Raw genomic sequence first — 24,747 nt, 5'->3', positions numbered from 1 at the left:
AGAACCTCATTAAATTGGAATGATGTACCCATAAATAGGGCATGTAAATAAACATTTCTTATGAATGGGTATTTTCCAGAGACATCTTCTGCCCTACCTCAAGTCCAAACTTCTCCACAGAACCAGCAGGCATTTCAACCATATACCGGGTTGCATATTTTGCGCGGGTAAAACCCAGCCACGGGCGAAGTGATTCAATTTGTGTTATACGATAATTCGAATCGAGGAAAAAAACATCCAGGAAGAAGGGAACAAAAAGCATATGTATGGAAAACCTGCAGGGTTTGTTTATAGAAAAAAACATAGCATAATCTTGCAGGATATTCATCCTGAACATCAGACCCCTGGTTCTTTTCAGTAAATTATCGGCCATTTCAACGTCTCTTGCAATCATTTTACCATTAACTTTTAATAGCATCGCATTTAACTTCTATTCGTCTGTATATAAATTATACAGACAACATAACACTAAATTTTCGGAGGAAAAACCAGAAGATGAGTTCAGAAATGTGCTCTGTTTGCGGATTGCCAAAAGAATTGTGTATCTGCGAAGAAGTGGCCAAGGAGCAACAGAGAATAACCGTAAAGGTAAACAGGCGAAGGTATGGAAAAGAAGTTACAGTGGTAGAAGGTTTTGATGCCAATGAAATTGACCTCCATGAACTTTCAACATACCTCAAATCAAAATTCGCCTGCGGTGGTACAGTACGTGGCAATGCCGTAGAGTTGCAGGGCAATCATCTTGGAAGGATGAAAGACGTTCTGGTCCAGAAAGGGTTTTCTCCCGATCAGATCAAGAATTAAAACTTTTTCAATGACTAATTATATGGCAGAAATCCGAAAAACATCTGTCCCGGCAAAAGAAAGAAACACAAAATCTTTTTTGAGCCGGTCTTTTAAGTTACATATAGCACCTTATCCTGCATTAAAGAGAGGGTTTAGTGTCATCTGAATAAAACTAACATCGAGGATACCATTAAATGAAACCTGCCTGTGAAATAATGGTGCAAAGGGTATTGCCAGCCATAAGAGCCGTACTTGCGCGTGAACTTATGAATGAACATAAGTGCACACAGCAACAGGTGGCCAACCTCCTGGGCCTGTCAAGAGCCGCCGTATCTCAGTACGTAAGTGAGAAAAGAGGAGCTGAAGTCGGATTTTCCGAAAATACAAATGAAGAAATCCGTAAATTTGCCTTCTGCCTTGCAACGGATGGTTTAACCCCCAAGCAAAAAGTAAAACGTATGTGTGAAGTATGCAAGCATGTCCAGAAGTCCGGCTGGCTTTACAAGAATGCACCAGAAGTGGGATATTGTATCCTGTGCGGTGAAGATGATTGAAAACGCAGTGTATTGAATGTAAAGGAAAGGGACTTTGTGGAAGAACGCGGTGTCCCATACTTGAAAAATTCAGGGCCACCGCTAAATATTCCCCTCAAAAGCAAGGGGGAAAAACGATTTTTGGAGCATCTCCTCCTGCTATATTTGTTGGCAGGTATGGCTATCCCGAGATAAGCGCCGGACCCATGATACCTCCTTTACTGGAAAGCGATGAAGCTGCAAAACTGGAGGACCCTCATGCGCTACTTGGCATGGGAATTGACGATATCATACAAAAAAGGTGTCAGCTGGTAAGGGCTAACACTACTGTCAAAGTAAAACAATTTGAAAAAGGTCGCCTGATAGAAAAAGCTCAGGAAATGGCACTTTCACGCAAACCTGTGGATACAGAAGTGCTGCTCAGCAAACCCTTAAAACCTGCCCAAAAATTCGATGGTGTACTGACACCGATGGGACCGGCCGGGAAAATGGAACGTTTTGAAATTTCAGAAAATCCAAAAGTTCCCGATAAAGTTGACTACCTGACCTATGATAACGATGTAAAGGCCACTGATGCTGCCCTGGAACTTTATGGCCATAATATTGGCTGTGAACATATAACCCGGCTTCTTTCCATCGGTTTGCTCGGACAGGAAAGAAAACTTGTCCCCACACGCTGGGCAATTACCGCCACAGATGATATGGTGGGCAAAGAATTGACAAAGGATTTACTGGATTACCCCGAAATAAAGGATATACAACTATACAGCGGAGGGAGCCTTGGAAACCATTTTGAAATACTGTTGATACCCAGGAGTTATTCTTTTGAACTGCTGGAATTGTGGATGGCACGTACGGTGTGGTCTGCAGACAAAGCCTGGATCGGGCAGGACATGGAAGGAACCTCCGGGAAGAAAGGATACTCCCCCCTGGCAGGAGGATATTATGCAGCCCGTCTGCCGGTCCTGGAAAAACTTAAAAGTATAAGAAAACAGGCTGCAGTATTTGCAATCAGGGAAATCACTCCTGATTACTGGGCACCACTGGGTGTATGGGTAGTCAGAGAAGCAGCACGTAATGCCCTTTCAACAGAGCCGTATTCTTTTGAAACCCTGGAAGAGGCATTGATGAATATGAAGACACGCATCAATACACCCTTCTACCAGTGGAGAGATAAATCCAAACTCCTGCCTTATGTAAAGGAGCAAACAACGCTATCACGTTTTTTGCCATAAGCATTCACAGCAATTCTACATCAGTAAATGTTTTTAGAAAAAGAAATTGAATGTAGCGGCCGCCTGAAACCTGACAGATTTGATGAAGACAACCGCTTACATATACGACAGGACTGAAAACATGCATCCAACAGCCTGCCAACAATGATGTTTACAGTTTAATTTTCAAATATTTCGGGTACAAGGCGGCGTGCCAATTTTTCATAGGTTCCGGAAACATCACCCTTGTTAAACCTGAATACATCCTTGTCCAGGGATTCACGGGTACCTGCATCCCAGAAACGACAGGTATCACAGGATATCTCATCGGCAAGGACAATTTCACCGTTTGCCCAACCAAACTCAAGTTTGAAATCAACGAGCAAAAGGCCCTGTTTTTCCATATAAGTTGTGAGAATGGAATTGATATTCATGGCAAGTTCACGGATTTTTGCAATATCCTCACTTGTGGCTATCCCCAGGGCAATGGCTATATCCTCGTTCAGCATGGGATCCCCATATTCATCGCTCTTATAGTCCATCACAAGTACGGGTTCTTTGAACTCGTCCCCTTCATTGAAGGGATATTTACGGGTAATAGAACCGGCAGCTATGTTGCGCGGAATTACCTCAATAGGAATGATCTCCACTTTTTCCACAAGCATCCGTTCATCGTCAAACATCCCAAGATAATGGGTATTTATACCCTCATCCTCAAGCATCTCGAACAATTTGCGAGATATCTGGGCATTGTAATAACCCTTTTTTTCAGCCTCACTTTTCTTCTTGCCATCAAAAGCGGTAAGACTGTCCCTGAAATGGGATACAAATACTTCCGGATCATTTGTTGTATAGATGGTCTTGGCCTTTCCTGAGTATAATTCATCTTTGATCTGAATATCAGACATCATGCAATCTCCTCCCCTTACAGATACACAAAATCCAATATAAATCTATCACACCGTTTACATATAGCATAATATATAGTAAGCTAAAGTAACACAAAATATTATTAATATGTAAGACTATTGAAATCAAGGTGATAACATGGAACAAGAACTTATGCGAATCGGAGTTTCCCTCCCCAATAACCTGCTGGAAAAATTTGATTCCATCATAGAACAGCGTGGTTACTCATCCCGGTCTGAAGGAATAAGGGATGCTATTCGAAGCTATATAAATTATCATGAATGGATGGGCGATATCAGTGGCAGAAGAGTTGGCACTATAACCCTGATTTATGATCACACAAAAAGGGGTTTGTCCAATGCCATTGCAGATGCACAACATGGTTACACAGATATAATTAAAACTTCAATTCATCCATCTTGACCCTGAAAACTGTATGGAAATCATAATCTTTGACGGGGACGGGGAGAGTATAAAGAAACTTGATGAAAATCTTATATCCCTGAAAGGTGTCAAGTATGTCAAACTCAATACAACACCACCTGCGGAAAAATTGTGAAGAATAACATTAATTGAGTATATATCAATAAAAAAGAACAATAAATATGTCACTCAAGATACTCATATTTGTTTGCGGAGAAGGGCTTGGTCATACAGGCAGGTGCCTTGCAGCGGGAAGGGAATTATCCAGGGCAGGACATGAGGTTACCTGTGGTGCTTATGGCTATTCCGCACAGTTTCTGGCTGAACATGGTATGAACGTAAAAGAGATACCTCCCGAAATTCGTCTTGTGGGAGAAAAGGGCTCTCTTAACCTCGGGGAATCCATAAAGGAAAGTATCAAGTTGGGACAGTTACCCGGCCTTTTCGATGTTCAAAGTCTTGTTAATGAAGAGAAACCGGATGTAATTCTTTCGGACAGTTATTATCTTGGAACTATAGCAGCCCTGAGAAGGAAGGTACCTGTTGCATTGATGGTAAACCAATCCAATATGGAAATATTCTTTCAGGAAAATTATTTGTTTCAGGGTATGGGGATAGTTGCAAAAAAGTTCTACAACGGGATTTTCAAACGCGTGGACAGGACAATCATACCCGATTATCCACAACCCAATACAATCTGTGCTCTAAACCTCAATTTTGAGGATGAAACGATTCCAAAAGTGGAATACACAGGGCCTCTGCCTGCCAGAAATTATGAAGATGTAAGAGCACAGGATTTGCCCAGACCTCATGTACTTTCCCTTATAGGAGGGTTTGGTTACAGGGCACCTATTTTTCGCAGAATAATCGAAGCTGCCAGTATGGACAGCACTATAAACTATACGTTACTCTCCGGCCCGGGTCTTGACAGAGAAGAGCTACCTCACCTTCCTGATAATGCAGAACTTCTACCATTTATTCCCGACCAGTTTCCTTACCTTAAAAGCTGCGACCTGGCAATTGCTCCAGGCGGCCATACAACCATGATGGAGGCTCTTGCCTATGGTGTGCCAATGTTGTCATTCCCCGACAGGGAACACAGTGAACAGCAAAATAACGCAGAGGGACTTGAAGCTAAAGGATGCGGAAAGCAGATGGATTACAAAGCCTCGTCTTCTGAAATACTCGAAGCTGTCAGAGAAGCTGTAAAAGGCAAATACCGGAATAAAACCGAACAAATGAAAAAAATTGCCGGTGAAATGAACGGACCTGAAAAACTGAGAAAGATACTCGAAGAGATAGCATGCCAAAGATTATAAATGTCTGATATACATCTAGAGAATAGCCTCTGCATGCTGATTCATTAGAATCGTTATCAGCATGGCATCCAGCAAAAAATATTAGGTGCACAGGATGAATAAGTTCGCAAAATGGCTTGCTGTTTCTTTCATTATCAGTATCATAACTATGGTCGGTGTATTCATTTACACTATCGACCCCAAGACCACAGAAAGCCTGTACAATATCCGTCCACTATACCTCCTTGCCGCTGCAAGTATCCATATGATGGGGTTTGTCATGTGGAGTATACGAACAAAAATGATGGCTGGTGCATTGGGATATCATGTCAGTATAAAAAAATCTTTTGAAATCGTTACTTCAAGTTCTTTTCTTGCATCTATGACACCTTCATCCGTGGGAGGAGAGCCCCTGAGAATACACCTCTTACAGAAAGACCGAATGCCTGTAGGAAGTGCCACTGCAGTCGTACTTGGCGAAAGGGTCCTGGACGCTATAATAATATTGACAGCCGCACCCTTTGCACTATCCCTCTTTGGAGAAGTACTAGGAGGCGGCAAACTAGACAGTTTACTTATGTTTGGTCAATTATTCTTATTTTTCATACTTGCAATACTTCTATATGCAATCTGGAAACCCCATTACACACGCAGATTTCTCCAGTGGGTAGTAAATAAGTGCAGCAGACTCTTTGGAGACGATAAAAAACACGTCTTCTGTAAAATCTCCGAAAAAGTGGATACTGAATTAGAAGAATTCCATTACAGTATCTTTGTCTTTCTAAAAGAGGGAAGATGGGGGCTGTTAGCAGGAATATTATTTACATTTGCATTCTGGTTCATTGAATTTTCCATGTTGCCCGTCCTCCTCATGGGCCTGAACCAGTATCCTTCGGCAATCATTGTTTATGCAGCCCAGGTTTTGCTGATGATCGTGGTAATCATACCCGCAACACCAGGTTCCAGCGGAGTGGCGGAGATTGGGGCAACCACACTTTTTTCCGTTTTTGTGCCCACTTATGTGCTGGGAATCGTTGTGGTGGCATGGAGAGCACTGACATTCTACCTGAATCTGCTTGTCGGCGGGTTTGTGAGCTTCAAGATACTCAAGGACACAGTTGAAGTCGACGAACTTCTAAAATAATATAGTTACGGAGAAAAACGCTTTCTGAAGCGTTTTAACAATGAAAACACACGTCCTTTAATATTATATTCAGTGCCGCAATAATCACATTGCATAACCGAATCAAAATTGATACGCCTGTTACACCCCACGCAGGGCAGTGCCGGACCTTTTAATTTCCAGGAGAGCATGGCCACAATCCAGCGATAGATGGAAAATAAATGCTCACTGTAGCGAAAAGCAATTAGACAGCATACAATAGCAAGCAATGTACCTCCTACAAGGTCACTCAGCCAGTGTATCCCCAGATAGAGAATTGTGAAAAGAATTGCTGCTGTGGTAATAACGGCAAAAGCCTGATATCTGCGTGATTTCACATTATGCAGGACCATTATCATAGCCATTACCGAAAGAGCCGTGTGGAGACTCGGGAAACAATTATTGAGATCAGGATCCACAATACGCACACCTTCGGCTATGAAGGGACTCAAATTATAGAGAAGCGGGCTGACACCTGAAAGAGTATAACCGGTCACATGAACCGGGAATAATATGTAGAACGGAAATGCCAGCAGATAAATCAGAATGAAAGCCACCACAAATTCCTGAACAGCTTTGTGCCTTTGCAGGTAAACCAGCAGCAGAAATGTGAATGTCAATAAAAAAGGAAACATTAAAAGGTAAAAAAACCCGCTTGCATAAGTTAACAGAGGAGTTGCTATTTCCTGAATAAGGCTTACTACATCACCTTCCAGGATCATGATATAGTGGGCATAATTCTGGTTTGCCGGAACTCCAAGTAATGTGGCAGCAGTTGTTTGCATATGCACAAGTGCATAAACAATTAGCATGGGAATGGCATAAATAACAACATCCACCACAAAATGAAAAAATCCTTTCATACTGCTGAATTCAGGACGCCTGTTTTCGACAGGCACAAAAAGAACATACCCTGCAGTAACCATAAGAAATAATAATGGAATCATTACAATTGTCATCATATATTGAGACAGCCATTGCCCGCTGAAACTGGATATAATCTCAGAGAGCAAAAGCTGGATGAAAGAATACATATCCGACCTACCGGTTTTCAATATGCGAAGACTTATATATATATTTTAGGTAGCTGACCGTAAGCTCCATATTTCAAGTAAGAGCAGGACGATCAACAATTTAGGTAAGAACTACCCTTTAAGCCCGCAAAAAATATTAACATTCAAAACATAGGTTAATTATTAAAAAGGAGGTCAATTCATGCAATCTTTTATAGTAGAACATTATCTTGGAACCGAACTTGATATCTATTGTGGCGGACCCGACACTTTTAAGGGGACCGTGGAAGCATGCGCAGACGGCGTGCTGACAATAAATAAAGATAATAAATACACCCATATAGCCATCGACAAAATCATAGCTGTCTGGGAAGAAAAATAAAATTCAAGCAGGCTCAAGCCTGTATTTCTTTTTATGGAATTAAGTATGCAAACTTATTGATTTGCAAAAAAGACAAAACCTGAAACATTCCCTTCAATAAAACAACGTAAAAAATAGGTGACAGGCAGTTGCCTGTCGGTTTGTGAAATAGAAATTTCAGACTACTTCTCCAAAAGCGAATTTCGAAAGGACTTTGGTTACTTTAATTGAAAGTTCATCGCCCACTTCTGTTTCGGGCACAAAAATGACAAACCCGTCAATACGAGCTATTCCGTCGCCTTTCTTGGCAATATCTTCAATCACAACATCGTAGGTTTCTCCAGATTCTACCGGAGCACTTGATTCAACACGTTCGAACAAACTAATACACTTCCTTATTTAAGTTAGCCTTTCTAGAAGGCACAAATAATAAACACACTTCCCCTATATCAAACCTTTGCAAGAAGGAAAAACGAGGGCAGTACCATAAATATATATCATTTGGGAATTTAATAATGATAGACATATCAGTACAACATATTTTCGGGATGAACTAAATGGAAGAGTTACAGATAAAAGTGGAGAAAGCACATCCTATCGATTTTGGCAGGGGTATAATACGGCTTGATCCGAGTACCCTCCTGAGCCTGCAGCTTTCCCCCGGAGACATTGTCCTCATCGAAGGAAAGCGCCAAACTACGGCAAAAGTATGGCGTGCTGACAGGCAGGATTGGGGACAGGGAATTGCCCGTATAGATGGTTATACAAGACAGAATGCAGAAGTGGGAATCGGTGAGAGGATAACACTTAGTAAGGCAGAACCAATACCTGCAGAAAAGATACTCCTTGCACCCCCTGAAGGAATCGTCATGGAGTTTGGTGACAACACAAGTGCGGTGATCAAACATAACATTCTGAAACGTCCCTTTGTAAAAGGTGACATTATTCCTATAATCAGTTCAATGGGACAAACTACCCCGGGCAGTCAGGCCATTCCTCTAATAGCCGTTGACACGGAACCATCTGATGGCATACTTATCATCAATGAAAATACGCAGATCCAGCTCCAGCAGAAACCTGTAGTGGGTTATGAGGGAGCTGCCAGAGGTATAAACTACGAAGATATCGGCGGGCTTAGAACCGAAATTCAACGGGTACGTGAAATGATAGAACTACCGTTGAAACATCACGAGCTCTTCCTGCGTCTTAATATAGATCCCCCAAAGGGCGTTATTCTCTATGGACCGCCGGGTACAGGGAAAACCCTGATAGCAAGAGCAGTAGCCAGCGAATCTAACGCCTATTTCATCAACATTGCCGGCCCGGAAATAATGGGAAAATACTACGGGGAAAGTGAGGAAAGGCTGCGAAAAATATTTGATGAAGCTGCGGAGAATGCCCCTTCAATAATATTTGTTGACGAAATCGATTCAATTGCACCAAAAAGGGAAGACGTGACCGGAGAAGTCGAGAGAAGGGTCGTTGCCCAGCTTCTCACCCTGATGGACGGAATGGATGAACGTAAACAGGTAGTTGTAATTGCAGCCACAAACAGGCTTGATTCTATTGACCCGGCCCTGCGCCGCCCGGGCAGATTTGACAGGGAAATCGAGATCGGAGTTCCCGATAGTGAAGACCGGCTCGAAATACTCCAGATCCACACCCGCGGAATGCCACTGAACGAAAATATCGATGAAGAATATTTTGAACATCTGGCAGAATATACCCAGGGTTTTGTGGGAGCCGACCTATTAGCCCTTGTACAGGAAGCATCAATGCGGGCACTTAGGAGATTACTTCCCGACATCAATCTCGACGAAGAGGAAATTCCACAGGAAATACTCGAAAAACTGGAAGTCACGCCCGATGACTTCGAGGAAGCCCTGAAGGAGATTGAACCCTCGGCAATGAGGGAAGTTATGGTCGAAATACCGTCTGTGGGATGGGATGATATTGGCGGGCTTGATCTGGCCAGACAGGACATCAGCGAAGCAGTCGAATGGCCGCTTAAATGGCCCGATAAAATCAGCCAGATGGGAATCAAACCCCCTACAGGAATACTTTTATATGGACCTCCAGGAACAGGTAAAACTCTGCTTGCCCAAGCTGTGGCAAACGAAGCCAATGCCAATTTCATCAGTGTCAAAGGACCCCAGATATTGTCCAAATACGTAGGGGAATCTGAAAAAGCAATTCGTGATACTTTCAAAAAAGCACGACAGGTTGCGCCCTGTATAATATTCTTTGATGAGATCGATGCAATCTCTTCGACAAGGCAAGGGGGTAGTGATGTAGGTAGCCGTGTCTCAGAACAGGTGGTAAATCAGATGCTTACCGAGATGGATGGACTTGAACCCCTGAATGAAGTGGTTGTCATTGCGGCCACCAACAGACCTGACCTTATTGACCCGGCATTACTGCGATCAGGAAGGTTTGACAGGCTTGTAATGGTCGGAGCCGCACTCGCAGAGGGCAGGGAAAAAATATTCCGGATTCACACAATGGGTATACCCCTGGATAGCGATGTTGACATAAGGGAACTTGCCACAATGACTGAAGGCTACGTTGGATCTGATATAGAATCTATATGCAGGGAGGCAGCAATGTTATCCCTGAGAGAAGATTTCGATAATGAAAAGGTAAGTAAAAGGCATTTCCTTTCAGCTATGGAAAAAGTAAAACCAACGGTCAATGAGGACATGATCGACTTCTACAACCGGGTTCAGGAAAAACTAAAAGGCGGATCAATCCGCAAGACAGATGCAGGATCATTTGCAGGATATATTTAAAAAGGAGGTTAATTAGAATGCCAAAGGTATTTGCAAAGAACCTATCCAATAAACAGGTCATGACAACAGACGGAACAGAAATTGGTATACTCGACAATATAGTAATGGAAGTCAAAACCGGTAAGCTTGAAGACCTGATGGTCAAACCCGACATTGGGCTTGACACATCTAAATATGTTACCGATGGCCAGTTTTTGAAGATACCCTTCAAAGCAGTACGCTCAATCAAGGATTATATTGTTGTGGATAAACAGATAGCCACCAATCTTGATTAAAAGAAGTCTCTCCGGCATAATATTTGCAGGGCCTCCACGGTACCTTCCCCAAAGGACATGGAGGTCACATGATCCGCAATCAACTTCAGCCCGGGGTCGGCATTGTCTACAGCGATTCCATAGCCCGCCACCTCGAACATTTCCCGGTCATTTACGGAGTCGCCTATTGCAATAAAATCTGAAACGTCCAGGTCCATAAGGGATGCCATTTTTTCGAGACCTGTGCCCTTGTTGACCTTTTTGCTTTTTATATGCAGGGCAAACTGGGTGTCAATAACTTCTATATAAAATCCTGCTCCTTCAAGACTTGCCTGTAAATCATCTGCATTGACATTGCGTCTCAGGGCGATTTCCGTTTTTCTCAGGTCACCATCAAGCCGAATCAGGTCAAAACGATTGGAAAGATAGGAAAATGCTTTTTCACATTCCTCCATACTTTCAGAAATATGAGGATTGGTATCAAATCCTGTGGATATGACACCTCCGTTTTCAGAGATAACTTTACCTCCAAGTCCTATAAGCTTGGAAGTTGCTGCAGCATAGCAGAGCACATTTCCTGTGGCAAGAACTACCGGAATACCCAGATTCCTCAGATGTTCTGCTGCCAAAAAATGAAGACGGCGATCACTGTAAGTGATTGTGCCGTCAATATCTATTGCAAGTGCTTTGAATTTCATCATGGACAATATGCATATTTGATGAAATAATTTTTCTCAGGCATCACAGAGGCCATCTGTGGTAATACATGCAACCGCTTCTCCATCGGGCAAGCAGGGCGAATCCACGAGTTTCACGATCCTCTTATCTCCTTTGGATTTGCGTATATAGAGTCTGAAAGTGGCAGTATGGCCCAGAATATGGCCGCCAATCGGACGGGTTGGATCACCAAAGAATGCATCCGGTTTGGACATTACCTGATTGGTAACTATCACAGAAGCATTGTTGAGATCACCAAAACGTTGCAAATCATGCAGATGTTTATTCAGTTTCTGCTGCCTGTCAGCCAGCGTTCCCCTGCCGACATATTCTGCCCTGAAGTGAGCCGTAAGGGAATCCACTATAACCAGCCTGACCGGTTTATCCGTATTTTTGAGTTTGTTGGCCATCTCAGTTGCTGCATCTACAAGAAGAATCTGGTGGTTGGAATTGTAAGCCCTTGCCACATGTATATTTTTCAAAAACTCGGCCGGATCAAAATCCTGTTCAAATTTATGAGATAGGCCTGCAACCATATGTTCTATACGTTCAGGCCGAAAAGTGTTCTCTGTGTCTATAATTATGACCGAACCGTCAAGTCCGCCCATTTCCTTTGGCAGTTGGGTATTCACAGCAAGCTGGTGGGCAATCTGGGTCTTACCCGAACCAAATTCCCCATACATCTCGGTGATTGATTGAGTCTCTATCCCACCACCCATCAATTCATCGAATTCTTCGCAACCCGTGCGGAGTTTGCCCACTTCCATGCGCCTCTGCATCACGAAATCTCCTGTTTCGAAACCACCTATATCGGCTGCACTGCGCGCAGCACTTATGATCTTGGCAGCTGTGGATTCACCGATCTCGGCAGTTGCCACAAGTTCGGAGGGAGAAGCAACTGCAACTGCTTCAACACTATTATACCCCGCATCATTCAATTTCTGGGCTGTTGCCGGCCCCACATGATCAAGTTCTTCAAGCAAAATCTCACTCATATCTGATACTCCTTTAGGTGCACTGGTTTTCCCTCTTGTACACTGTATTATGATGCTATCCTCCTGAACGTATTTATATGTAGCCAAAGCGAATTGAAAGTATTCAGGAAACCGATGCTCTCCATTCAAGTAACCTGTATTCTTTCATGAACATATAAACTGCAAGCAGAACTGCCAGAAGATCCGAAACCGGAAACGCTATCCACACACCGGTAGTATCAAAAAACCAGGGCAAAACGAGTACAAGGGGAAGCAAAAACACCTGCCTGGCTGTTGAAAGGATGAAAGATGGCCGTGCTTTTCCCAGTGCCTGATACATACCACCACTCACAAACTGGATACCAAGCAGTGGTATCGCAAGGACCATGATCTTCGTAGCATCTGTACCTTCCTTTATAAGAGTTGCATCTGTTGTGAAAATCGAAAACAGGTTAGATCCGAAGAAGAACAACAGCAAAAAGGCTGCCACTGCAATCACAGATGAAATTAGCACACAGATGCGCAACGTTTCTCTTACCCTTTCAAAGTTATGTGCGCCATAATTAAATCCGATTATCGGCTGCATACCCTGTAACAACCCTATCATCGGCATAAAAGAAAACATAAGCATGCGGTTAAAGATACCATAAATTGCAATAGAGACGTCACCCCCATACAATGCCAGGATATTATTCACAACAACCACTATAGCACTTGTGGAAGAGTTACGTGCAAAGGGAGATGCGCCTATTGCAACCATTTCTTTGATTATTTCCATATCCGGTCTCATAAAGCCAGTATGGAATTGCAGGCTGCTTTTACCCGACAGGAAATAATGTACCAGAAATATTGTTGTGGCAAACTGGGAGATGACAGTTGCAGCCGCAGCCCCCCTGATACCCATGTCAAGACCAAATATCAGGATGGGATCAAGTAATATGTTAAGGCCGGCTCCTATAAGCATAGTATACATAGCGACTTTGGCATTGCCTTCAGACCTCACCACATTATTGATAGCCTGGGAAAATGTGATTAAAGGAGTACCATAAAGTATAATTTGTAAATAGTCCCTGGCAAAGGGTAATATCGTCGGTGTTGCTCCGAAGGCTTTGAGGATGGGCACAATAAAAAAAGACCCAAAGATAAAAACCAGAAATCCCAGTGAGAGAGACAGGCCGACCATATTACCAAAGGTACGTTCCGCACCTTCCAGATCATCGCCACCCAGCCGGCGGGAAATTATGGAAGAACCACCCAGACCGATTGCCAGGGAAACAGCCATCGCTATCATTATTACAGGGAAACTGACAGCAATACCACCAATCCCCTGGACACTTTCCCCGCCCAGAGCGCGGCCGACAAAAATAGTATCCACTATATTGTACAGTCCCATAACAACCATACCCACAGTGGCAGGCGCTGAAAGCCTGAAGAGGAGCTTTCCGACACTTTCCACCCCGAGGGCACGGCTTTGCTCCTTCACTTACACGCCCTCACACAATTGGAAATGGCTTTCTCCAGCAAATTCCTGAATAGGGTTTTTTCCTCTTCTGAAAAACCAGCAAGCATGCATTCGCTTCTTTTTTGTGAAAGCTGTCGGATAAAACGATGCATACGGTGGCCTTCCTCTGTAAGGTTGACCACCAATGCACGTCTGTCTTTTGGATCCGGGGTCCGCCGTACATAACCCGCTTCCTCTAGTCTTTTCAGTGCCCTAGTGGCGGTGGCCCGGTTGACCATCAGCATGCGGGATAATTCCTCCGGACGAATCCCTTCAACGTGGTACAGAGCAAGCAAAAACCTGAATTGCCCGCCTCCTATCCCATATATTTCCAGTTCCTGCGAAAGGTAACGCAGATTCTGCCGGTGAAGGCAGGCAATCATTGCCCCAAAACTGTGCACGTGCTCGTCCTCATTCATAGCCGGTGGATGAAATTGGAGTTATTTAGTTGTTGCGTATGCAACTAATATTTACAAATATTTATCAACCGGGAAAACCTCACACAAACTATGCCAAAAACTGCTGTAGGAGGCACCTTCGAATACCTCCATGACGGCCATCGTAAACTTCTTCGCAGGGCCTTTGAGATCGCTGCGGGAGATTTACTTGACATCGGCCTCACATCCGACTCGATGGCATAGAAAAAGGACAGGAACATACCCTCCTATGCTACACGTCGCAGCCAGCTTGAAGATTATATTGCCAGCCTAAACATTCCTGATAAAAATTACCAGATCGAAAAACTGGAAGATCCTTTTGGTACCACCGTCAATGGTGATTACAGATATATTGTGGTATCCCCGGAAACATATTCTGTGGCAGAAAAAATAAACAAACTCCGCAGGCAGGATGGACTAGAACAACTTGAAATTATCAAAATTGACTATGTCATGGCAGAGGATGAAAAGCCCATATCATCGACCCGGATATCAGAAGGTGAGATCGATATACACGGTCGCCTGAGAGGAAAGCTTTAAAGGAAAAATATCTTATTTTCCTGCATGGGACGAGAATTTACAGACAGAGACATGGATATTTTCAACAAACTTGCCCCCGAAGCCGGCGGAAACAACATTTCACAGATGGGACATCCCTATCCCTTTATTCTCAGGCCGATTTCCCATCGTTTTGCCGAATCAGGAGAAGATTTCCGCAATCGTCTGGAAAAACTGGACCGTGCAGATGTGGAATACCTGGCAGACCTTGCAATTGAGGGAAAAGAGGATGTCAGGGGACTGGAAGACGAGGATATGGATTCTTTTTTCAGCGTTCTTGAAGGATTTTCACCCGAAAAGCTGGAAGAACTCAAGGACAAGTTGGGGATGATCTGAATTGTCCCTTCTTTTCGGTACTGCCGGGACACCTCTTAGTGCCAAAGGCAGGGGAAGTGAAGGTGGGGTACGGCGGGTAAAAGAACTCGGTCTGGGTTGTATGGAACTGGAATTTGTACGGGGAGTGCGCATGAAAGAACCAACTGCGGAAAAAATCGCAGATACAGCCCGCAAAACAGGCATTTCCCTGAGTGTACATGCACCCTACTACATAAACCTGAATTCAAAAGAAGAAGAAAAAATCCAGGCCAGCATCAAACGCATCTATGATTCTGCCTACATAGGCAATATCTGTGGAGCCGGCTCAATAGTCTTTCATCCAGCCTACTATCATGAACAAAATGGGAACACCGTTTTTTCAAAAGTGGAAAGCCTGCTGGAAGAACTTGCAGGCCAACTTGAAGATGAGGGAATAAATGCGACCCTGCGTCCGGAAACCACGGGTAAACCCAGCCAGTTTGGCAATCTGGAAGAAACCCTTGCCCTTTCAGCAAGTATTGAAGGTGTCATGCCATGCATCGATTTTGCCCATTTGCACGCCCGCTCAAAAGGTGAGGAAAACAGCTATGCAGAATTCAGTGCAGTGCTGGAAAAGGTCGAGGAATATCTGGGCAAGGAAGGCCTGAGAAATATGCACATGCATATTTCGGGAATCGAGTATACCGACAAAGGAGAAAAGAACCACCTTGTGCTCGAGGAATCAGACCTCAATTTTTCAGAACTCATGCAGGCATTGAAGGACTTCAGGGCCCAGGGACTTGTGATTTGTGAGAGTCCAAATCTAGAACAAGATGCCCTGCTGCTACAGAAGACCTATGAAAATAAGTAAAGGTCAAGTAAGACTTTCATTTATTATAATTTGCGCAGACCTCGAAGAAATTCATGAATAATTCTTCTCCTTTGTCCGTATGTGCAACCTCAGGGTGCCACTGGATACCGTACAGCGGTTTGTCCGGATGTTTCATCGCTTCGATAGCGCATATATCAGAGCGGGCAAGTTTTAGAAAACCTGTTGGCAACTCTGTAACCTCATCCCCATGTGAAGCCCAGGTAGAAATGCGGGGACCAAGGCCCTTGAGAATATCATCCTCCTCCACAACCTCTACGTCAACGGCAGCATATCCGCCATGGCTGCCGGCTCCTGTAGACCCTCCATAGGCATGTGCGATGAGCTGGTGACCCAGGCATATACCAAGAATAGGAATATCCAGTTCTTTTGCGTATTCCTCACATAGACCTCCTCTTTCCAGAGAAGGACCGCCACTAAAGATCAATCCATGCGGTTTTTCGGCAAGGATCTCCTCAACCGGAGTTGTGTTGGGAACAATACTTGTATCCATATCAAGATCCCTTACGGTCCTGTGAATAAGGTGACAGAATTGTCCGTGATTATTGATTACAAGAATTCTCAACTCTTCCATATCTGCCAGAAGGAGAACTGCATATATAAGCTTAATCCGGCAAAATATCAACTTTTTTTATATAAGCAAACGCTTATAGAAAATAAAAGGGAAAATTATAAATAGAGTTAGGTGATACCATGTCACATACTAACATGATATTCAGAGAGGGGTAATATGCCAGAAATAGGAAAACAAATTCGAATTGAAAGAATAATGGACAGAGACAGCAGGAATATGGTTATCATACCTATGGACCACGGAATCACAGATGGTCCAATAAAGGGACTGATCAACATAGCAGATTCCATAAATAGTGTTGCTGAAGGGGGAGCCAATGCAGTACTTATGCAAAAAGGCATGATCCTCCACGGTCATAGAGGATATGGCCATGATGTAGGACTCATACTCCATATGAGTGCATCAACTTCACTGGGACCTGATCCCAATGACAAAGTGCTGGTCTGTACCGTAGAGGAAGCATCCCGCATGGGAGCAGATGCCGTATCCGTACACATCAATGTAGGATCGGAAACCGAATCCGAACAACTTAAGATACTGGGTCACATAGGTAGACAGTGTGATTACTGGGGAATACCCCTGATTGCTATGATGTACCCCCGGGGCAGAAAGGTCACAAACCCCAGGGACCCACAGATGGTAGCCCACGCTGCCCGAGTAGGAGCTGAACTTGGAGCTGATGTGATCAAGACCGTCTACACCGGAGACATTGAAAGTTTCTCCAGGGTTGTTGAAGGTTGCCCTGTACCCGTAGTAATTGCAGGTGGGCCAAAGACAAACACTGACAGGGAATTCCTGGAAATGATCCGTGAAGCAATGGATGCGGGTGCCCGTGGTGTTGCCATTGGGAGGAATGTGTTCCAGCACCCAAGCCCTACCCGGATGACTCAGGCAATCACAGAGATTGCACACAATAATCAAACTGTGGATGAAGCCCTCAAGCAACTTCAGTGAGGATACAAAATGAAAAAGCAGGTATGGATACGTGCCGATGAAGGCGATTGGGAAGATAAGAAAGAACGTATAACAGGTGGCCTGGAATCAGGTGCCGACTGTGTTCTGGTAGAGGCAGAAGATGTAGATAAAACAAAAGAACTTGGAGACATCAAAATTGCTGCATTTACCGATAATGCGGATACTGCTGCAGACATAATCGTTATCGGTCGCGGAGGAGAAGGCGACGGGACACTTCCATTACCTGTGGACATGAGCAACTCCCGGGACTTTGAACAGCTGGCAACATTGAGACGCCAGAAAAAGAGTATAGCTGCCCTTGTAGTAATCCAGGACAAGAAATATGAGAAATTTGCCGCTGCGATTGGGACTGAATGTGACTACCTTATCGCTATCGGTACAGACTGGAAAGTCATCCCTCTGGAAAACCTCATAGCACAACTCCAGGAAAAGGAAGTGAATATAATATCCGGTGTCAGAGACGCCGATGAGGCAAAACTTGCTCTGGAGACCATGGAGCATGGGTCCGATGGCGTCCTGCTGGATACCGCAAATCCCGACACCCTGAAGAAAACAGTAAAACTTGCAGAAGAAGCAGGTGTAGAGGGTATTGATCTTGTACCTGCCACCATCACCAGGATAGAGCCTGTCGGAATGGGCGACAGGGTTTGCGTGGATACCTGTAACCTGATGGAAAGAGGGGAAGGAATGCTTGTGGGCTCCCAATCAGCCGGCATGTTCCTTGTGCATTCTGAATCCGAAGAAAGTCCCTATGTAGCATCCAGACCATTCAGGGTAAATGCCGGAGCAGTTCATGCTTATGTTAAGGTCGGAGATAAGACAAGATACCTGTCCGAGCTGGAAGCAGGCGATGAAGTAACTATTGTCAATACAGAGGGCCAGCAACGTAAGGGAATTGTGGGCAGGGTGAAGATCGAACGCCGCCCCCTGATGCTTGTGGAGGCCCAATCCAAAGACGGCAAGACCGTGAAAAACATCCTCCAGAACGCAGAAACAATAAAACTGGTTTCAACCAGTAAAGAACCAGTATCCATAGCCTCCCTGAAGGAAGGAGACGAGGTGCTGGTGCATATGGAAGATACTGGAAGGCATTTCGGGATGAAAGTCCAGGAAACAATCATAGAGAAATGAACATGACAGGTTTTGTCGCCGGAAAAGATGTAAAAATTGTCGCATCCATTGACAGCGACCCTCTTTTACAGGCACGCATCGCCAAAGTGCTTGGGGCGGATATCCTGGAAATCAGGCTGGATTTTCTTGAAATAAAAGAGGCTGTGCAGGCAAAGAAATTGTTTGACTTGCTGGATCAGCAGGGTGGAGTACCTCGTATTGCAACCAATCGTGTACATACAGAGGGCGGCAGCTGGCAGGGAACAGAAGAGCAAAGAATCACCCTGCTGGAAGACTTGATTCCTTATGTGGATATGATCGATATCGAACGCAAATGTACCGATTGCCTTCGAAATCGACTTGTAGAGGAGGCAAAATCACAGGGTACAAAGGTAATAATGTCCTCCCATTTCTTTGAGACCACACCTCCTGAAAAAGATATGGTTGCTATTCTCAATGAATGTACGGATAAGGGAGCCGACATTGCCAAACTCGCAGTCATGCCCCAAAAACCCGAAGATATACTGGAGCTTTTCCATGCTGCATTGCAGGCAAGGGGAGAAGTTTGTGTAATCGCTATGGGGGAGTTGGGACGTCACAGCAGGGTTGTTGCCTGCAGGTACGGTTCATTACTGACCTACGGCTGCGTGGAAAAACCGGTCGCTCCGGGACAGATCAGAATAGACCAGCTTAAAAGGGCTCTGGAGACTACCGTATGAAAAAAGTATTCGGTGTACTGGGTGATCCGATAGAACATTCCCTCTCCCCGGCAATGCACAATGCAGCTTTCAGGGAACTGGAAATGGATTGTGAATACCATGCATTCAGGGTAAGGCACAAATATCTCAAAAATGCTATCCTTGGAGCACAAGCAATGGGTTTTGGCGGTCTCAATATCACAGTTCCCCATAAAGAAAAAGCATTAGAATTTACAAACCCTGATACACTGGCCCGCAGGATAGGGGCTGTCAACACTGTATCCTTCAATGATGGGATACGGGGACACAACACCGATGGGCTGGGAGCTGAAATGGCTCTGCTTGAAGCGGGAGTGGGAATAAATGCCTCTAACGTAGTTCTTGTCGGTGCCGGGGGTGCAGCCCGTGCAATTGCCTTCCACTTTGCGGAGAAGGGAGCTGGTGTAACAATTGCAAACCGCACCCCTGAAAAGGCAGAGGTTCTTGCAGAGGATGTTGGTTGCAGCCATGCAGGGCTAGAGAATCTAAAAGAGCTGCTGCAAGACAGTGACATACTGATCAATGCCACATCCGCAGGAATGCACCCCCATATTGATTCAACCATTGCCAGCCGGGATATACTGCATCCGGGTCTGGCTGTTTTTGACATAGTTTACAACCCCCTGCAGACAAAACTGCTGCATCAGGCAGAACTTGCAGGAGCCAAACCGATTGGCGGGGTTGCAATGTTGGTCCACCAGGGAGCTGAAGCATTTCGTATCTGGACCGGTCAAAAACCACCCGTAGAAGTAATGCGCAACGCCGTACTGGAGGGGCTGGGTTGAAAATACTCATCATCGGTGGTACCGGGGAAATGGGCCAGTGGTTTGCAAACTTTTTCAAAAAACGTGGTTATGAAGTATGGCTCAGTGGCCGCGGCGGAAAATCGGAAGTTGCCGAAAGACTCGGTGTGCATTTTACAGCTGAGCCTGACATTGTTATTCCGACATGTGACATTGTGATAATTTCAGTACCAATCAACATAACACCCACCATCATAGCACAGACTGCCCCTAAAATGAAAAAGGGGAGTTTGCTCATGGACCTGACATCGTTGAAAAAAAAACCTGTTGAGGCCATGAAAAAATATGTTCCTGAAAATGTAGAATTTCTGGGAACCCATCCAATGTTTGGACCTTCCATTCCCTCCCTGCAGGGCCAGACCTTTATCCTTACCCCGGTAGAGGGCAGGTGTGATCAATGGTTTGACCATATATTCAACCTCTTAAGTGAAGAAGAGGCGAGTATAGAAGTCATAACTCCCGATGAACATGACCACTTTGTATCCATTGTGCAGGGACTCACCCATTTTGCCTACATTACAATTGGTGCAACTATGCAAAAACTGGATTTTGATGTGAAAGGTTCCCGGCGTTTCATGAGTCCGGTATATGATATTATGCTGGACTTTGTGGGACGTATCCTGGGGCAAAACCCCGAACTTTATGCCCTGATACAGATGGAAAATCCTGAAGTTATCCGCGTACATGACATCTTCATAGAGCAATGCAGACATTTTTCTTCAATGGTACGTTCCCATGATACAGGGCAATTCTGTGAAGAAATGAAAGCAGCAGCCCTCCATTTTGGTGACACAGCCTCCGCCTTACGTAGATCGGACAAACTTATAAACAGCAAGGTAGCCGAATTCGAGGAACTCGTACACTCCACAGGTCATGAAAAAGGACTTTTGCATATATATTCCAGAAAGACACATGTCGGAATTGTGAAAAGGGTTACTTCAAATAATGTAACCCTTAAAGAGGGAAAAAAAGAACTGCAACTCAAAATAGGTAACATAAGAATCCTGTCAGCAGATGAACTGAACCACTGGAAAGAGAATAAACTCAAACCAATCCTGCGTGACATCTCTGTTTTCGTTCCCCAGTCAGCCAAACCTTTTACAATACAACAAATCCTGGATTGTCGCATAGAAGGGGTAAAGGTCGAAACGATCGATACATATCTGCACAAAAAGGGGCCAACTGCAACCTTCCGTTTGAAAATACGCGGGGACCTGGATGCCGCCGAAATACACAGGGAAATGGAAGAGTTACTGGAAGGCATGGGATGTACACTGCGCAAGTAAAGCAATTATTTATGCCAGCAGCCACATAACCTATCGGAGATAGCACAGGGTGATAGGTTGAAAAAGCAAACACAAAAAAGTGGAGGGAAAGCTCTTTTCGGGAAAGATATTACCGAATACCTCAGGTTTTACAAAATGGGACTGCTTCTGGTAGCAGGACTGGGCATATATCTCGGACTCCTGGGATTATACCTGATCATTGTTGATAATAACTACATTCCAGGCATTGCCCTCTTTATTGCAGCCCTTCTCATATCCCCGCCACCCATCGGGATATCAAATATGATAATCAGGTATTTCAACATAGAACTTTCAATGGGATTAAAATTAGGAATAGCCACAATGCTTCTGTTTATTGCATGGTGGCAACTGGGTTTTTAAAGCTGGCTGACAAGATCTTCCAGGGCTGACCTGGGATCTTCTGCCTTTACTATGCCTGATGCAAGCAGAACGCCTACGGAACCAAGCTCCATTGCGGCTATTAGATCTTCTCCCCGGGATATACCCGCCCCACACAAAACCTGAACATCAGGATTTATTTTTTTTACAGCTTCAACCGAGCCCCTCACGACATCCGGGTCAGCCTGGGAAACCGGTACACCGGTTCCGATGAGTTCAGGGGGTTCCACCGCAACATATTCCGGATCAAGGGCTGCAGCTGCTGCTGTTGTGGGAATATTATTGGTGCACACAATGGTGGTCAGGCCTTCAGCCCGGGCTGCACGCACCGATGCCTCAATGTCTGCCAAGTTGAGCCTGCGTTCGGAATGATTGATGAGAGATCCCACCGCCCCTGCCTGTTGTACACAGGAGGCCATCACATGGCCGGTATTGCTACCCGGTGAAACACCATCCACGTGCTGGGCATAGACAGGTACATCCACCTGAGAAGACACCCTGTAGATATCACAGAGCTGGGGAGCGACACCTATGGTCACTCCCGCTTCTTCTGCGACATCCCTGCAGGCAGTAGCAATTCCTACTGCTGCCTCACCTGTACCCTGTGCATAGGTTTTGAAGTTCACAACTATCAGGGGCGAGTCCATGGAAATCTCCTCAGAAATCAGTCATTACCCTGAACTGGTCTATCTCTGGCTTGTTCAGGCCTTCGACGAACTGTTCTGCAGACTGGCGTATATCCTTGGAATTGGTAATTGCACGTCCGACAACAAGAATATCCGCACCTGCCTTAAGAGCATCAGGGATTGTATGCACACGCACACCACCAGCAACTGCCACAAGGATCTTCGGGGACAGTTCCTTGATTGCATCAATACTGCCCCAGGCATATGCAGTATCCTCTACATCTATGGCACGGTGAAGTTCCACAACATCCGGAAGCTCATTGAGTTCCTTAAGCACAGCCATTGGGTCAGGCTGATTGAGAGTATCCATTACCGCATAGATTCCTGTCTTGTGAGCCTCTGAGATTGCCTTTTCAAGAGTTGGTATCGGTGCAAGGGCGGAAACCACGATTGCATCAGCTGTGGCATCTGCAACCATACGTGCCTCAAGGTTACCGGTATCCAGGGTCTTCAGGTCAGCCACGATGAAAGCATCAGGTTTGACTTCACGCAGTTTGGTGATTACATCCACACCGTAACGTTTGATCAGAGGAGTTCCTGCTTCAAGGATAAGATGGTCACTCTTGGGCAGCTGTCTTACAACATTGAGCACTGCTTCCAGGTTTGGATTATCCAGTGCTACCTGCAGGTATGGAGGGTCCCATAGTCTGGAAACTTTGAATCCCATAACTGCATGGGAACCTTTGTCCTTTTCATCCAGTACAGTATCTACGGCAGGGAAATTCTCCATTGCCCTTTTCAGTGCAAGTTTGGTCGCACCGTAATTATACCTGTAGATGCGATTATAATCCAAAGCCTGAGGGTGTATGAATACACTGGCCACGATCACAAGATCATCGGCTTTTTCTTTGGGTACAATGCCTTCTTCCACGGCATCTGCAACCGCTTTTGAAACCGCTGCCTGTGCAGGACCAAATATCTGGGATGCCTGGTCCATATTCTTTACCGTCACCTTGGGAACGATGAGTGTGGAAGGTTTTGTGGGTAGGTTAGGCCTGATCACAGAAAGCAGGGGAGTGTGTCCTGCGGATAACTGAGTCATACCGGTAGCAAAGGCCTGCCCAACAGGTCCTTCCTTATCACCGATCATAAGATCAATATGTGCGAGTTCGGGTTCCTCGCCTATAAGTGCTTCTCCAATTAACATCATGCTCGATCAGCTGCTAGATTGGAATGAACATATATATGATTTCTGATGAAAGAAACTCAAACCGTATATACATAATTATTTATTTTTTGGACAAATTATAATGATTTGTGCTGCAGAAAACCTATGCCATTATATCGGGCGACAAAAAGATAAAAAAATTGCATCTATTGATCACTTTTGTTGCAACATACTTTGCCATCTGGCTTCCTGGCATACAGGGTGTTTTAGGAGTTGAGAATGCGAAAATTAGTTCCACACTGATTTTCGGCACACTAAATGGACTGCTTCTTGGCCCAATATATGGGGCTATTGTGTCCGTTGCGGCGATTTCAGCATATCGTATAGTAAATGTTGATATCATATTCAATAACTCATTCTATCTCATAAGCCCACTATTCCTTGCAAGTGCCTCCTTTGTAGCGGGACTGGCAATAATGGGAAAGAAAAATAAAGCAGTCATTCTGCCATCCCTGTTAATCGCAGCCTGGTTTGCAACGAGTGTGGGCAGAGAGGTTTTTTATTATCCCTGGTTGCACATATTATCCATTACATTTTTCCTGAACTTTACCAGAATAGAAAATAAAATATCATTTATTTCCAAAAACAAGGGATATATGTATCTTTTTGCATGTTCACTGCTTGCAGTCTCCACAGATCATCTTGCAGGAAGCCTGTCAGCGCTCTTCATTTTCGACCTTGGAAGCAGTATGTATAAAGAGGTAATATTTATTTACCCACTCGAAAGGATATTAGTTGCGACTATATCAGCCCTTATATTCTATGCTTTCATCGTATGGATCAACCTGCTGAAAGCAAATGCAAGTGTGCTGAACGAAAAAGAAGAACACAAGGTCAAAGATGTAATGGATTATATCAATAGCGAAGTAAAAGATATAATTGAAAAAGAAAAATGAA

The 24,747-nt window shown here is 44.6% G+C and carries 28 protein-coding genes and 2 pseudogenes; 19 read left to right on the top strand and 11 right to left on the bottom strand.

Features of this window, described 5'->3' with window-relative positions; genetic code table 11:
* Positions 1 to 58: 58 nt before the first annotated feature.
* Positions 59 to 418, bottom strand: coding sequence for a DUF192 domain-containing protein (locus MMAH_RS01295; RefSeq protein ID WP_013036738.1), 360 nt, complete (start codon positions 416 to 418; stop codon positions 59 to 61).
* Between the two features lie 77 nt (positions 419 to 495).
* Here MMAH_RS01295 and yciH point away from each other — a divergent pair, with 77 nt between their 5' ends.
* The 3 genes from yciH (at position 496) to MMAH_RS01280 (ending at position 2,554) form a co-directional block, all read left to right on the top strand.
* Positions 496 to 804, top strand: coding sequence for a stress response translation initiation inhibitor YciH (gene yciH / locus MMAH_RS01290; protein ID WP_013036737.1), 309 nt, complete (start codon positions 496 to 498; stop codon positions 802 to 804).
* A gap of 176 nt (positions 805 to 980) precedes the next feature.
* Entirely contained in the window at positions 981 to 1,340 is a 360-nt protein-coding gene (locus MMAH_RS01285) for a transcriptional regulator (RefSeq protein WP_013036736.1), read from the top strand.
* Positions 1,337 to 2,554, top strand: a complete 1,218-nt coding sequence (locus MMAH_RS01280) for an Nre family DNA repair protein (RefSeq protein ID WP_013036735.1) — start codon at positions 1,337 to 1,339, stop codon at positions 2,552 to 2,554. The genes MMAH_RS01285 and MMAH_RS01280 overlap by 4 nt, the downstream gene beginning before the upstream one ends.
* Before the next feature lie 158 nt (positions 2,555 to 2,712).
* Here the strand turns inward: MMAH_RS01280 and purC are convergent, their stop codons facing one another.
* Positions 2,713 to 3,444 (bottom strand): phosphoribosylaminoimidazolesuccinocarboxamide synthase, encoded by a 732-nt coding sequence (purC, locus tag MMAH_RS01275; RefSeq protein WP_013036734.1) that lies wholly within the window; start codon positions 3,442 to 3,444, stop codon positions 2,713 to 2,715.
* Positions 3,445 to 3,580: 136 nt separating this feature from the next.
* On the opposite strand from purC, the pseudogene nikR reads away from it, so the two are divergent.
* From nikR to MMAH_RS01260, 3 genes and pseudogenes are all read left to right on the top strand, one after another.
* Positions 3,581 to 4,001 (top strand): annotated as a pseudogene (gene nikR / locus MMAH_RS01270) (nickel-responsive transcriptional regulator NikR).
* A gap of 46 nt (positions 4,002 to 4,047) precedes the next feature.
* Positions 4,048 to 5,184: a UDP-N-acetylglucosamine--N-acetylmuramyl-(pentapeptide) pyrophosphoryl-undecaprenol N-acetylglucosamine transferase gene (locus tag MMAH_RS01265; protein ID WP_013036731.1), complete on the top strand. Its 1,137-nt coding sequence runs from the start codon at positions 4,048 to 4,050 to the stop codon at positions 5,182 to 5,184.
* A 94-nt stretch (positions 5,185 to 5,278) separates the two neighbouring features.
* Positions 5,279 to 6,307, top strand: coding sequence for a lysylphosphatidylglycerol synthase transmembrane domain-containing protein (locus MMAH_RS01260; protein WP_013036730.1), 1,029 nt, complete (start codon positions 5,279 to 5,281; stop codon positions 6,305 to 6,307).
* A 5-nt stretch (positions 6,308 to 6,312) separates the two neighbouring features.
* On the opposite strand, the gene MMAH_RS01255 is transcribed toward MMAH_RS01260, so the two are convergent.
* Positions 6,313 to 7,251, bottom strand: coding sequence for a phosphatase PAP2 family protein (locus MMAH_RS01255; protein WP_172632564.1), 939 nt, complete (start codon positions 7,249 to 7,251; stop codon positions 6,313 to 6,315).
* Between the two features lie 289 nt (positions 7,252 to 7,540).
* On the opposite strand from MMAH_RS01255, the gene MMAH_RS01250 reads away from it, so the two are divergent.
* On the top strand, positions 7,541 to 7,720 hold the full coding sequence (locus MMAH_RS01250; protein ID WP_013036728.1) for an MM0924 family protein: 180 nt from the start codon (positions 7,541 to 7,543) through the stop codon (positions 7,718 to 7,720).
* 156 nt (positions 7,721 to 7,876) lie between these two features.
* Here MMAH_RS01250 and MMAH_RS01245 read toward each other — a convergent pair whose 3' ends face one another.
* Positions 7,877 to 8,080: a TRAM domain-containing protein gene (locus tag MMAH_RS01245; RefSeq protein ID WP_013036727.1), complete on the bottom strand. Its 204-nt coding sequence runs from the start codon at positions 8,078 to 8,080 to the stop codon at positions 7,877 to 7,879.
* Between the two features lie 176 nt (positions 8,081 to 8,256).
* Here MMAH_RS01245 and MMAH_RS01240 point away from each other — a divergent pair, with 176 nt between their 5' ends.
* Together MMAH_RS01240 and MMAH_RS01235 are read left to right on the top strand one after the other, a co-directional pair.
* Positions 8,257 to 10,488 (top strand): CDC48 family AAA ATPase, encoded by a 2,232-nt coding sequence (locus tag MMAH_RS01240; RefSeq protein ID WP_013036726.1) that lies wholly within the window; start codon positions 8,257 to 8,259, stop codon positions 10,486 to 10,488.
* A 17-nt stretch (positions 10,489 to 10,505) separates the two neighbouring features.
* Positions 10,506 to 10,763: a PRC-barrel domain-containing protein gene (locus MMAH_RS01235; protein ID WP_013036725.1), complete on the top strand. Its 258-nt coding sequence runs from the start codon at positions 10,506 to 10,508 to the stop codon at positions 10,761 to 10,763.
* Here MMAH_RS01235 and MMAH_RS01230 read toward each other — a convergent pair.
* The 4 genes from MMAH_RS01230 to MMAH_RS01215 all read right to left on the bottom strand — a co-directional run bounded on the left by MMAH_RS01230 (position 10,760) and on the right by MMAH_RS01215 (position 14,353).
* Entirely contained in the window at positions 10,760 to 11,440 is a 681-nt protein-coding gene (locus tag MMAH_RS01230) for a phosphoglycolate phosphatase (protein WP_048902223.1), read from the bottom strand. The genes MMAH_RS01235 and MMAH_RS01230 overlap by 4 nt on opposite strands.
* A gap of 36 nt (positions 11,441 to 11,476) precedes the next feature.
* Complete coding sequence (gene radA, locus MMAH_RS01225; protein WP_013036723.1) at positions 11,477 to 12,454, bottom strand: DNA repair and recombination protein RadA; 978 nt, start codon at positions 12,452 to 12,454, stop codon at positions 11,477 to 11,479.
* Between the two features lie 103 nt (positions 12,455 to 12,557).
* Positions 12,558 to 13,916, bottom strand: coding sequence for an MATE family efflux transporter (locus MMAH_RS01220; protein WP_013036722.1), 1,359 nt, complete (start codon positions 13,914 to 13,916; stop codon positions 12,558 to 12,560).
* Positions 13,913 to 14,353, bottom strand: coding sequence for a MarR family winged helix-turn-helix transcriptional regulator (locus tag MMAH_RS01215; RefSeq protein WP_013036721.1), 441 nt, complete (start codon positions 14,351 to 14,353; stop codon positions 13,913 to 13,915). Before MMAH_RS01215 ends, MMAH_RS01220 begins: the two co-directional genes overlap by 4 nt.
* A 90-nt stretch (positions 14,354 to 14,443) precedes the next feature.
* On the opposite strand from MMAH_RS01215, the pseudogene MMAH_RS01210 reads away from it, so the two are divergent.
* The 3 genes and pseudogenes from MMAH_RS01210 to MMAH_RS01200 all read left to right on the top strand — a co-directional run bounded on the left by MMAH_RS01210 (position 14,444) and on the right by MMAH_RS01200 (position 16,094).
* Positions 14,444 to 14,911: pseudogene (locus MMAH_RS01210) on the top strand (phosphopantetheine adenylyltransferase).
* 24 nt (positions 14,912 to 14,935) lie between these two features.
* Positions 14,936 to 15,265 (top strand): hypothetical protein, encoded by a 330-nt coding sequence (locus MMAH_RS01205; protein ID WP_013036720.1) that lies wholly within the window; start codon positions 14,936 to 14,938, stop codon positions 15,263 to 15,265.
* Position 15,266: 1 nt separating this feature from the next.
* Positions 15,267 to 16,094 (top strand): TIM barrel protein, encoded by an 828-nt coding sequence (locus tag MMAH_RS01200; protein ID WP_013036719.1) that lies wholly within the window; start codon positions 15,267 to 15,269, stop codon positions 16,092 to 16,094.
* A gap of 16 nt (positions 16,095 to 16,110) precedes the next feature.
* Here MMAH_RS01200 and MMAH_RS01195 read toward each other — a convergent pair whose 3' ends face one another.
* The gene (locus tag MMAH_RS01195) at positions 16,111 to 16,686 is read right to left on the bottom strand and encodes a GMP synthase subunit A (RefSeq protein ID WP_013036718.1); all 576 of its coding nucleotides are present in this window, start codon (positions 16,684 to 16,686) and stop codon (positions 16,111 to 16,113) included.
* Between the two features lie 156 nt (positions 16,687 to 16,842).
* Between MMAH_RS01195 and MMAH_RS01190 the strand changes: the two genes are divergently transcribed.
* From MMAH_RS01190 to MMAH_RS01165, 6 genes are read left to right on the top strand one after another with little or no spacing between them, the layout of a single operon-like run.
* On the top strand, positions 16,843 to 17,640 hold the full coding sequence (locus tag MMAH_RS01190) for a 2-amino-3,7-dideoxy-D-threo-hept-6-ulosonate synthase (protein WP_013036717.1): 798 nt from the start codon (positions 16,843 to 16,845) through the stop codon (positions 17,638 to 17,640).
* 9 nt (positions 17,641 to 17,649) lie between these two features.
* Positions 17,650 to 18,792 carry a 3-dehydroquinate synthase II gene (locus tag MMAH_RS01185; protein WP_013036716.1) on the top strand — a complete coding sequence of 381 codons (1,143 nt, stop codon included), beginning with the start codon at positions 17,650 to 17,652 and terminating at the stop codon, positions 18,790 to 18,792.
* Between the two features lie 2 nt (positions 18,793 to 18,794).
* Positions 18,795 to 19,490: a type I 3-dehydroquinate dehydratase gene (aroD, locus tag MMAH_RS01180; RefSeq protein ID WP_013036715.1), complete on the top strand. Its 696-nt coding sequence runs from the start codon at positions 18,795 to 18,797 to the stop codon at positions 19,488 to 19,490.
* A complete protein-coding gene (gene aroE / locus MMAH_RS01175) occupies positions 19,487 to 20,293 on the top strand; it encodes a shikimate dehydrogenase (RefSeq protein ID WP_013036714.1) in 807 nt (268 codons plus the stop codon). Before aroD ends, aroE begins: the two co-directional genes overlap by 4 nt.
* A complete protein-coding gene (locus MMAH_RS01170) occupies positions 20,290 to 21,597 on the top strand; it encodes a prephenate dehydrogenase (RefSeq protein ID WP_013036713.1) in 1,308 nt (435 codons plus the stop codon). The genes aroE and MMAH_RS01170 overlap by 4 nt, the downstream gene beginning before the upstream one ends.
* 57 nt (positions 21,598 to 21,654) lie before the next feature.
* Positions 21,655 to 21,978: a hypothetical protein gene (locus MMAH_RS01165; RefSeq protein ID WP_013036712.1), complete on the top strand. Its 324-nt coding sequence runs from the start codon at positions 21,655 to 21,657 to the stop codon at positions 21,976 to 21,978.
* On the opposite strand, the gene tpiA is transcribed toward MMAH_RS01165, so the two are convergent.
* Together tpiA and MMAH_RS01155 are read right to left on the bottom strand one after the other, a co-directional pair.
* Positions 21,975 to 22,643, bottom strand: a complete 669-nt coding sequence (tpiA, locus tag MMAH_RS01160) for a triose-phosphate isomerase (RefSeq protein ID WP_013036711.1) — start codon at positions 22,641 to 22,643, stop codon at positions 21,975 to 21,977. The genes MMAH_RS01165 and tpiA overlap by 4 nt on opposite strands.
* Positions 22,644 to 22,653: 10 nt before the next feature.
* Entirely contained in the window at positions 22,654 to 23,832 is a 1,179-nt protein-coding gene (locus MMAH_RS01155; RefSeq protein WP_013036710.1) for a bifunctional 5,6,7,8-tetrahydromethanopterin hydro-lyase/3-hexulose-6-phosphate synthase, read from the bottom strand.
* Between the two features lie 107 nt (positions 23,833 to 23,939).
* On the opposite strand from MMAH_RS01155, the gene MMAH_RS01150 reads away from it, so the two are divergent.
* A complete protein-coding gene (locus tag MMAH_RS01150) occupies positions 23,940 to 24,746 on the top strand; it encodes a hypothetical protein (protein ID WP_013036709.1) in 807 nt (268 codons plus the stop codon).
* Position 24,747 lies beyond the last annotated feature (1 nt).

This window comes from Methanohalophilus mahii DSM 5219, assembly GCF_000025865.1.
Classification (GTDB): domain Archaea; phylum Halobacteriota; class Methanosarcinia; order Methanosarcinales; family Methanosarcinaceae; genus Methanohalophilus; species Methanohalophilus mahii.
The sequence above is the reverse complement of the archived record's forward strand: the minus strand, read 5'-3'. Positions and strand labels throughout refer to the sequence as shown.